Origin of the sequence: Nonomuraea sp. NPDC049784, assembly GCF_040659615.1 — a bacterium.
Lineage (GTDB): Bacteria > Actinomycetota > Actinomycetes > Streptosporangiales > Streptosporangiaceae > Nonomuraea.
Genome location: NZ_JBFAMX010000371.1, coordinates 1 through 10,012, shown reverse-complemented (window position 1 = coordinate 10,012; position 10,012 = coordinate 1). Strand labels below are relative to the sequence as shown.

The following is a 10,012-nucleotide window of genomic DNA, read 5'->3' as shown; positions in this document are numbered from 1 at the left end:
GCCACCGCGGCCGCCAGCACGGCCGAGAACCCGGCCCTGATGTCGGGCAGCGTCACATCGGCGCCCTTGAGCTTGGACACACCGCGCACGACGGCCGAGTGCCTGGCGTTGGTGTCGTGGTAGCGGCAGGCCGGGCCGCCCAGGCACTGGTCGAACACCTCGATCTCGCAGCCCATCTTCTGCAGCGCGGGGACGTACACCAGGCGGTTCTCGAAGACCGTCTCGTGCAGCACCGACATGCCCTGGCTCTGCGTGAACAGCACCATGAGCGGCGTCTGCCAGTCCGTCATGAACCCGGGGTGGGTGTCGGTCTGCACGGCCGCCGACCGCAGCCCCTCCGGCGGCGCGGTGGCGCAAAGGTACTCGTCGTTGATGTCGAACTGGGCGCCCATCCTGGCCAGCGTGGTGATCGCGGTGACCAGGCGGTCCTGCGGGCAGCCGTGCACCCGCACCTCTCCCCCGGTGACCAGCCCCGCCGCCAGGTACGAGAACGCCTCGATGCGGTCGCCGGTCAGCCAGGTGGAGGCGCCGTGCAGCCGTTCGACGCCCTCGATGACGATCCTGCGGTCGGGCGAGAGCTCGATCCTGGCCCCCATCCGCTGCAGGAACAGCGCCAGCTCCACCACCTCGGGCTCCATCGCGGCGTTCTTCAGCACCGTCTTGCCCTCGGCCAGCACGGCCGACATCAGGACCGTCTCCGTGGCGCCCACGCTCGGGTACGGCAGCTCGATCCTGGTGCCCACGAGGCGGTTGGCCTTCGCGAAGATGCCGGTGTCGCCCACCTCCACCTCGGCACCCATCGCGCGCAGGGCCTCCACGTGGAAGTTCACCGGCCGCCGCCCGATCGGGTCGCCTCCCACCAGCGGGACGAACGCCTCCCCCGCCAGGTGCAGCAGCGGGCCGAGCATGAGGATGGGGATGCGGTTCAGCCCCGTGAAGGCGTCCGGCACCCTCGGCTCGATCTCCCGGCCGCGCTCGATCCTGATCTCCGTACGGGAGATCTCGACATTGATGCCGAGCGCCCGCAGCATGGCGGCCGTGATCTCCACCTCGCCCACCTCGGGGGCGTTGTGGATGCTGCTCTCACAGCCGCCCAGCATGGCGGCGACCATGTGCTTGGAGACTCCGTTCTTGGAGCCGCGTACCTCGACGTCCCCCCGGAGCGGGCCGGAGGGTTCTATCAACCAGACCTCTTCTTGCATCACGAAGCGAGCCTAGCCGGGGGATACCATCGAGCTGATTCGAATACACATGTGAGGGGGAGTGGCGTGACGAGGGAAGTACGCGCTTTTGCGGTAACTGTCCTCACACTCGCCACTCTCGGAGCAGCCGCCGGCCTCCTCTGGTCGGGACTCACGCCACGGGCGCCGTACCAGGTCACGGAGCAGGGGACGGTGCTGGCCGACCCGTCCACACAGGCGCTGATCGCGGCCGACGGCTGGTTCGCGGTGATCACCGGCGGACTGGGACTGCTGTGCGGCGGGATCGGGTGGTTCATCGGGCGGCGATGGATGCTGCCGGTGCTCCTCGGCCTCTGCGCGGGCGGGGTACTGGGCGCGATGCTGACGTTGTGGGTCGGGTCCACGTTCACCATCGGCGCGGTCGTGGTCGAGGCCGCCGCCCAGCCCGGCACCAAGATCGTCCCCGGAGCGCTGAAGCTGACCGCCTCGGGGGTGCTGGTCTCCTGGCCACTGCTCGCGGTGGGGCTGTTCGGGCTGCTGGAGGGCATGCACGGCTACCGCGAGTCACCACTACGCCACCCGTACGGGGACCCGCCCGAGCCCCTCTGACCGCCACGAGCCTTGACACAGGGCCTAGAGCGGCGGGTGGCGGAGACCATACCCGGTGGCCTGCTCGAACGCGCGGGCCACCCGCAGCACCCTGGCGTCCTCGAACGGCCTGCCCACGATCTGCACCCCCACCGGCAACCCGTCGGACGTGAACCCGGCGGGCACGGACGCGGCCGGGGCGTGCAGCACGCTGATCCAGTAGGCCGAGCGCATCCAGGCGAGGTAGTCGGGCAGCTTCTCCCCGTTGATCTCATCGACGTAGGGCTGCTCGATCGGGAACGGCGGCACCTGGCTGACGGGCGCGATCAGCACGTCGTACGTGTCGAAGAAGGCGGCCATCCGCTGGTAGAGGCGGCTGCGCGCCTGCTCGGCCCTGGCCAGGTCGGCGCCGGTTACCTTGCGGCCCTGCTCGACGTTCCACGCGGTGTTGGGGCCGAGCCCGGTCAGGTCGCCGAAGGACAGCGCGTAGTTCCATGCCCGGTAGGTCCTGAACGCGTCCTCCGCCTCCCACAGGTCCAGCTCCACCTGCTCGACGCGCGCACCCAGCCGCTCGAACACGGCCGGCGCCGTCGCGGTGACCTCCGCCGTCCTCGGGTCCACCGGCAGCCCGCCCAGGTCCGGGCTCCACGCCACGCGCAGGCCCGCCACGCCCTCCTCGGGCTCCGGGGTGAAGACCTCCTTGATCGAGTACGGGGAGCGCCGGTCGAACCCGGCGATGACCCCGAACATCAACGTGACGTCCTCGACCGTCCGCGCCATCGGCCCCTGCACGGACAGGGTGTACCAGGCGGCGGTGTCGGACGGGTCGGGGACGCGCCCGGGCGTCGGGCGCAGGCCGACCACGTTGCAGAACGACGCGGGGTTACGCAGGGAGCCGCCCATGTCGGACCCGTCGGCCAGCGGGACCATGCCGGTGGCCAGGGCCACCGCGGCGCCCCCGCTGCTGCCTCCGGCGGACTTGGACAGGTCGTAGGGATTCCTGGTGGCGCCGAACACCTGGTTGACGGTGTGGGAGCCGGTGCCGAACTCCGGGGTGTTGGTCTTGCCCATGGTGATGGCCCCGGCGGCGCGGAGCCGCTGGACGATCACGTCGTCCTGGGCGGGGACGTTGTCGGCGAAGAGCGGCGAGCCGTAGGTGGTGCGGATGCCGGCCGTGTCGACGAGGTCCTTGTGCGCGACGGGCAGGCCGTGCAGCGGTCCGACCGGCTCCCGCTCGTCGGCCTCCTTGGCCGCGTCGAGCGCCTGCTCGGCGACCAGGGTCACGATGGCATTGACGTGCGGGTTGACCTGCTCGATGCGGTCGAGGTGGGCTTGGACGACCTCGACGGCGCTCACCTGCCTGGACTTGATCAGGTGTGCCAGCTCGGTCGCGCTCAGGTAGTGCAGTTCGCTCACTCTTGCGATCCTGCCCCATGAGCTGCGGGGCGGCGACGGCGAGGGTTGCCCACCCTGCCCACGACCACTCGTCGGATCACCACCTGAACGGTCACGTCCCGGTGCCGCCGTGTCCCGCTCGGGATGCTCGCGTCCCCGCCCAGGCAGGCGTCGCACCCTCGAGCGGCCGACACATCATCACCCAGGCGGCCCACTGTGCGCGCGTCACGGCGGCCGGCCCTCGCCGCCCGGTGAGCGTCTCCCTGGACAGGGCCCGGCCACGTGCGGCGGGTGGACCCTCCCGTGCGCAGCCGTAAAGGATGGCTTTCAGGACCCCGTGCGCAGCCGTAAAGGATGGCTTGAAGAACACCCTGCAGCGGGAAGTTGCGTCAGGCGCCCAGGCAGGCGGGGCCGAGGAGTTGCTTCAGGTCGCCCATCAGGGCAGGCGAGGGCGTCACGCGCAGCCGGTCGCCGACGCGCATCACCGTCGTCTTGGGCCCGTTGTGGACCTGCAGATGCACCTCCGACGTGCCCGGATGCGTCGTCAGGATCTCCTTGAGCCGTCCCACCACCGGCGGCGTGCAGCGGGCCAGCGGCAGGCTCACCAGCAGCGGCCCGCCCGCCTCCTGCGTCAGGTCGGGCGCCGTCACCTCCATGGCGATGATCTTCGCCACGTCCTCCCGCTTGTCGATCCGCCCCTTGACGAACACGATCGCGTCCTCGGCCAGGATCGTCGAGCACAGCTGGTAAGCCGACGGGAAGATCATCACCTCGATCGAGCCTTCGAGGTCCTCCAGCTGGGTCAGCACCCACGTGTCACCCTTCTTGGTGACCTTGCGCTGCACCCCGCTCAGGATCCCGCCCACGGTCACGACCTGCCCGTCGGCCCGGCTCTCGTCCTGGACGGCGGCGATCGAGCAGTCGGCCCCCGACGCGAGGATGTGCTCGACGCCGAACAGCGGGTGGTCGGACACGTAGAGGCCGAGCATCTCCCGTTCGAACTGGAGCAGGGTGTTCTTGTCCCACTCCCCCACCGGGATCTGCACGTCGAAGGTCTGGTCCTCGCCGCCGTCGATCGCCCCGAACAGGGAGTCCTGGCCGATGGCCTCGTTCTTCTTGATGTCGATGATCGCGTCCACGGCCTGCTCGTGCACCATGACCAGGCCCTTGCGCATGTGGCCCAGGGAGTCGAACGCGCCCGCCTTGATCAGCGACTCGATGACGCGCTTGTTGCAGACGATGGCCGGGACCTTGCGCAGGAAGTCCTTGAATTCGGCGAAGCGGCCCTTCTCCTTGCGCGCCTTCAGGATGCCGTCGACGACGTTGGCGCCCACGTTGCGGACGGCCGACAGGCCGAAGCGGATGTCGGTGCCGCGCGGCGTGAAGTCGAAGTCGGAGTCGTTGACGTCCGGCGGGAACACCTTGATGCCCATGCGGCGGCACTCGTTGAGGTAGAGGGCCGACTTGTCCTTGTCGTCCTTGACGCTGCTCAGCAGCCCCGCCATGTAGGCGGCCGGGTAGTTGGCCTTGAGGTACGCGGTCCAGTAAGCGACCAGGCCGTAGCCCGCGGTGTGGGCCTTGTTGAAGGCGTAGTCGGAGAACGGCAGCAGGATGTCCCACAGCGCCTTGATGGCCGCGGCCGAGAAGCCGTTGTCCTGCATGCCCTTTTCGAAGAACTCGAACTGCTTGTCCAGCTCGGACTTCTTCTTCTTGCCCATCGCGCGCCGCAGCAGGTCGGCGCCGCCCAGCGAGTAGCCGGCGACCTTCTGCGCGATGGCCATGACCTGCTCCTGATAGACGATCAGGCCGTAGGTCGTGTTGAGGATGTCCTTCAGTGGTTCCTCGAGCTCGGGGTGGATCGGGGTGATCTCCTGCTGGCCGTTCTTGCGCAGGGCGTAGTTGGTGTGGGAGTTGGCGCCCATCGGGCCGGGCCGGTAGAGCGCGAGGGCGGCGGAGATGTCCTCGAAGTTGTCGGGACGCATGAGCCTCATGAGCGAGCGCATGCCGCCGCCGTCGAGCTGGAAGATGCCGAGCGTGTCGCCGCGGGCCAGCAGCTCGTAGGACTTGGGGTCGTCGAGCGGCAGCTTCAGCAGGTCGATCTGCTCGCCGGTGGTGGCCTCGATCATCTTCAGGCAGTCGTCGATGATCGTGAGGTTGCGCAGGCCCAGGAAGTCCATCTTCAGCAGGCCGAGCGTCTCGCAAGTCGGGTAGTCGAACTGCGTGATGATCGCGCCGTCGGAGTCGCGGCGCATGATCGGAATGTAGTCGGTCAGCACCTCGGCCGACATGATCACGCCGGCGGCGTGCACGCCGGTCTGCCTGATCAGGCCCTCCAGGCCCTTGCCGAGGTCCATCGTCGCCTTGACGTCGACGTCTTCCTCGTAGAGCCTGCGCAGCTCACCCGCCTCGGCGTAGCGCGGGTGGTCCTTGTCGAAGATGCCCGACAGCGGGATGTCCTTGCCCATGACGGCGGGCGGGAACGCCTTGGAGACCCGGTCGCCCAGCGCGTAGGGATAGCCCAGGACGCGGCCCGCGTCCTTGATGGCGGCCTTCGCCTTGATGGTGCCGAACGTGGCGATCATGGCGACCTTGTCGGCGCCCCACTTCTCGGTCACGTAGCGGATCACGTCGCCGCGCCTACGCTCGTCGAAGTCGATGTCGACGTCGGGCATGGACACGCGCTCGGGGTTGAGGAAGCGCTCGAAGATCAGGCCGTGCGGGATCGGGTCGAGGTCGGTGATGCCCAGCGCGTACGCCACCAGCGAGCCGGCCGCGGAGCCACGGCCCGGGCCGACGCGGATGCCGTTGTTCTTCGCCCACATGATGAAGTCGGCGACCACGAGGAAGTAGCTCGGGAAGCCCATCTGGATGATGACGCCCAGCTCGTTCTCCGCCCAGGCGCGGTGCTCCTCGTCGACGCCCTCGGGGAAGCGCCGCTCGAGGCCCTTCCAGACCTCCTGGCGGAAGAACTGCTCCTCGGTCATGCCGTCGGGGATGGGGAAGGTCGGCATGAGGTTCTTGAACTCGAAGAACCCGGCCGGGTCGACCTTCTCGGCGACGAGCAGCGTGTTGCGGCAGCCCTCGGCCCACAGGTCGGAGGAGTCGACCGCGCGCATCTCGTCGGCGGCCTTGATGTAGTAGCCGCTGCCGTCGAAGCGGAACCGGTCGGGGTCGGACAACTGCTTGCCGGTCTGAATGCACAGGAGGGCGTCGTGGGAGGCGGCGTCGGACTCGTACGTGTAGTGCGAGTCGTTGGTGACCAGCGGCGGGATGCCGAGCTCCTTGCTGATCCTGGCCAGCCCGTCGCGGACCCGGCGCTCGATGTCGAGCCCGTGGTCCATGATCTCCAGGAAGTAGTTTTCCTTGCCGAAGATGTCCTGGAATTTCGCGGCGGCCTTGAGCGCCTCGTCGTACTGGCCGAGCCGCAGCCTCGTCTGCACCTCACCCGACGGGCAGCCGGTGGTGGCCATCAGGCCGTCGGCGTGCTCGGCGAGGATCTCGGCGTCCATCCGCGCCCATTTGCGGACGAACCCCTCGGTGTAGGCGCGGGAGCTGAGCTTCATCAGGTTGTGCAGGCCCGTCCTGTTGCGCGCCCAGATCGTCATGTGGGTGTAGTAGCCACCCGCCGAGACGTCGTCCTTCTTCTGATGCGGCTCGCCCCACAGCACCGGCTTCTTGTTGTGGCGCAGCTCCGGCGCCACGTACGCCTCGATGCCGATGATCGGCTTGATCCCCGCGCCGGTGGCCTGCTTGTAGAAGTCGTACGCGCCGTGCATGTTGCCGTGGTCGGTGATCGCGATCGCGGGCATGCCCAGCTCGTCGACCTTCTTGAACATCTGCTTGAGCCTGGCGGCCCCGTCCAGCATCGAGTATTCGGTGTGTACGTGCAGATGGACGAACGACTCACTGGACGACATGGAGCGGCGTCTCCCGGTCTCGATGCGGTTGTGCGCTCCGACTCTAGTAGCCCGCACCGACATCCCGGAGCGCATGGCGCGCACGTGCTCTGACCGGCGCGCCGGGACTCCCGCGATCAGCGGCACCTATATCTTCGTACTCACTGTAAGTAGCTGAGGAGACACTCCGTGCGCACGCAGACCGACGAGGGATACCGGCACGCGCTCGGCAACCGCCAGGTCCAGATGATCGCGATCGGCGGAGCGATCGGCGTCGGGCTGTTTCTCGGTTCGGGGGGCCGGCTGGCCGCCGCGGGGCCCGCCCTGGTGCTCGCGTACGCCGCCGCAGGGGTGGCCGCGTTCTTCGTCATGCGGGCGCTCGGCGAGCTCGTGCTCTACCGTCCCGTGTCGGGTTCGTTCGTCGAGTACGCGGGCGAGCTCATCGGCCCGTGGGCGGCCTTCGCCAGCGGCTGGATGTACTGGATCAACTGGGCGTTCACCGGCATCGCCGAGCTGACCGCCATCGCCGCCTACATCCATTACTGGGCGCCCGCGTTCCCGCAGTGGCTCACGGCGCTCATCGCCCTGGGCTCCGTCCTGGCGGTCAACCTGCTGTCGGTACGGCTCTTCGGCGAGCTGGAGTTCTGGTTCGCCATGCTCAAGGTCCTGGCGATCACCGTCTTCCTGGTCGTCGGCCTGGTCCTGGTGGTGTTCACGATCGGCCAGGCGACCCCGCACAACCTCGTCGCCCACGGCGGCTTCTTCCCCAAGGGCTTCCCGTTGGTGCTGATGAGCCTGCAGTCGGTGGTGTTCGCGTACTCGTCGATCGAGCTGGTCGGCATCGCGGCGGGCGAGACGGCCAGGCCGCACCAGGTCATGCCGAAGGCGATCAACGGCGTGGTGTGGCGCATCGCGGTCTTCTACGTGGGCTCGGTGGCGCTGCTGGCGATGGTCCTGCCGTGGACCGCGTACCACGCGGGCGTCTCGCCGTTCGTGACGGTCTTCTCGGGCCTCGGCGTCCCGTGGGCCGCCGACGCCATGAACCTCGTGGTGATCACCGCCGCGCTCTCGTCCTGCAACTCCGGCCTGTACGCCACGGGCCGCATCCTGCGCTCGATGGCGATGAAGCAGGAGGCGCCCCGTTTCGCGGGCAACCTGAGCTCCAGGTACGTCCCACTCGGCGGCATCCTGTTCACGGCGAGCATGTTCCTGGCCGGGGTGGCGCTGTTCTACTTCCTGCCCGAGCGCGCCTTCAACATCGCCACGGCCGCCGCCTCCCTCGGTGTCATCACGACCTGGGGCGTGCTGGTCTACTGCCAGATGCGGCTGCGCAGGTCGGGGCACCGGTCGGTGTTCCCGATGCCGGGCACGCCGTACACCAACTGGCTCACGCTGGCGTTCCTGGCGCTGGTCGTGCTGCTGATGCCCTTCGCCGACGAGGACCAGCGGGTGGCGTTCTTCCTCATCCCCGCGCTGATCGCGGCCATCGCCCTGGGCTGGCAGGTGGTCAACCGCCGCCGCACTCGTAATAGCGGCACATCGTCGATCACCTGACTGGGTAGTCTCGATGTCGCTAATACGGAGCAGCCGCTCGGGGGAGGCCGCACTGGACGAGGTGACACGGCAGACGCCGGCATGGGCGCCGAAATGGGCGAGGCGAGGGATCGTCCAGACCGCTGCGGCGGTCGCCGCCGGCATCGCCCTTGCTCTGGCGTGCTTACCCCTGGGCGTCTTCCCGAAGCTGGCCTGCGCCCTGCTGGACGCGGGCTGCCCGGCCGCCAAGGAGCCGGGCGGGCGGCTGCCGCAGGTGACCCGCCTGACGCCCGTGCAGGTGGCGCAGAGCGGCATGTACGTGGCGCTCGGCGACTCGTACTCCTCCGGTGAGGGCGTCTACGACCTCGACAAGAAGCCCGTCAACGACGGCGCCGATCGCTGCCACCGGGCGTCGGGCTCGTACGTGCCGCTGGTGGCGCAGGCGTACCGCTTCGGCGGCGGCACCGCCTTCTACGCCTGCAGCGGCGCCACCACCGGCCAGCTCCTGTCCGGCCAGTACAGCCAGCGGCCCCAGATCACCCGCGTGGGCCCCTCCGCCAGCCTGGTGACGCTGAGCATCGGCGGCAACGACGCAGGCTTCACGAAGGTGCTCACGGGCTGCATCGTCAAGCTGCCGTGGTCGTCGGCGTGCGTCGAGCAGGACGCCGCCGTCGCCCGCCGCATCGAGGAGCTGGGCCCGAGCATGCTCAAGGTGCTGCGCGAGCTACGGGTACGGGCGCCGAACGCGCGCATCATCGTCCTCGGCTACCCGCGCCCGTTCCCCAAGGAGCCGGCGGCGAGCGTCGACAACCTCAGCGCGGCCGACCAGAGCTGGCTCAACGAGGTGACGCGCCGCCTCAACGACACGGTGGGGTCGGTGGTGGCCGACTTCGACCGCGCGATCGCGGCGTTCGGGGCGCCGGGGAGTGTGGAGTACGTGGACGCGTACGAGGCGTTCACGGGGCACGAAGTGGGGCGGCCGCAGCCGTACCTGAACGGATTGAACGTGAACATGGAGGAGCTCACGGTCAACGCCCGCAGCTACCACCCGACGGGCGACGGCTACCGCCGCTTCGCCGAACTCATCACCAAGCAGATCGCCGCCGGCCCCGGCCGCCCCATGAACAACTTCCTTCTGGCCACCCCCTGACCCGTGCATCAGGTCACTGGGCTGAGCGTTCCTCGGCCAGGTGGAGGCCCGCCTCGATGACGGCGTTCATGATGGGCGCGAGCCGGGCTTCTCCCAGCGACGGCGCGCGCAGCGCCATCCGGGCCACGAGCGCGCGCTCCCGGGCGAGGTCGCGCCCCGCGAACCCGCCCACCGGCTTGATCCGCTGCACGATGCCCGCCAGCGCCGCCCGCCGCTCGAGCAGCGTGGCCAGGGCGGCGTCCACCCGGTCGATCGCCTGCCGGCACTCC

General features: G+C 69.1%; 7 protein-coding genes. 3 read left to right on the top strand and 4 right to left on the bottom strand.

Annotated features, from left to right (window positions below):
- Positions 1–1,202, bottom strand: a 1,202-nt coding sequence (gene murA / locus AB0J09_RS43480; RefSeq protein ID WP_360704763.1) for a UDP-N-acetylglucosamine 1-carboxyvinyltransferase, incomplete at its 3' end; no start/stop codon positions are given.
- A 66-nt stretch (positions 1,203–1,268) separates the two neighbouring features.
- Between murA and AB0J09_RS43475 the strand changes: the two genes are divergently transcribed.
- On the top strand, positions 1,269–1,790 hold the full coding sequence (locus AB0J09_RS43475; RefSeq protein ID WP_360704760.1) for a hypothetical protein: 522 nt from the start codon (positions 1,269–1,271) through the stop codon (positions 1,788–1,790).
- 24 nt (positions 1,791–1,814) lie between these two features.
- Here AB0J09_RS43475 and AB0J09_RS43470 read toward each other — a convergent pair whose 3' ends face one another.
- On the bottom strand, positions 1,815–3,185 hold the full coding sequence (locus AB0J09_RS43470; RefSeq protein ID WP_360704757.1) for an amidase: 1,371 nt from the start codon (positions 3,183–3,185) through the stop codon (positions 1,815–1,817).
- Positions 3,186–3,553: 368 nt separating this feature from the next.
- Positions 3,554–7,081: a DNA polymerase III subunit alpha gene (gene dnaE, locus AB0J09_RS43465; RefSeq protein ID WP_360704754.1), complete on the bottom strand. Its 3,528-nt coding sequence runs from the start codon at positions 7,079–7,081 to the stop codon at positions 3,554–3,556.
- A gap of 168 nt (positions 7,082–7,249) precedes the next feature.
- Here dnaE and AB0J09_RS43460 point away from each other — a divergent pair, with 168 nt between their 5' ends.
- Together AB0J09_RS43460 and AB0J09_RS43455 are read left to right on the top strand one after the other, a co-directional pair.
- Positions 7,250–8,614 carry an amino acid permease gene (locus tag AB0J09_RS43460; protein ID WP_360704751.1) on the top strand — a complete coding sequence of 455 codons (1,365 nt, stop codon included), beginning with the start codon at positions 7,250–7,252 and terminating at the stop codon, positions 8,612–8,614.
- Positions 8,615–8,627: 13 nt separating this feature from the next.
- Positions 8,628–9,743 carry an SGNH/GDSL hydrolase family protein gene (locus AB0J09_RS43455; protein WP_360704748.1) on the top strand — a complete coding sequence of 372 codons (1,116 nt, stop codon included), beginning with the start codon at positions 8,628–8,630 and terminating at the stop codon, positions 9,741–9,743.
- Between the two features lie 13 nt (positions 9,744–9,756).
- Here AB0J09_RS43455 and AB0J09_RS43450 read toward each other — a convergent pair whose 3' ends face one another.
- Positions 9,757–9,996 (bottom strand): chorismate mutase, encoded by a 240-nt coding sequence (locus AB0J09_RS43450; RefSeq protein WP_360704766.1) that lies wholly within the window; start codon positions 9,994–9,996, stop codon positions 9,757–9,759.
- Positions 9,997–10,012 lie beyond the last annotated feature (16 nt).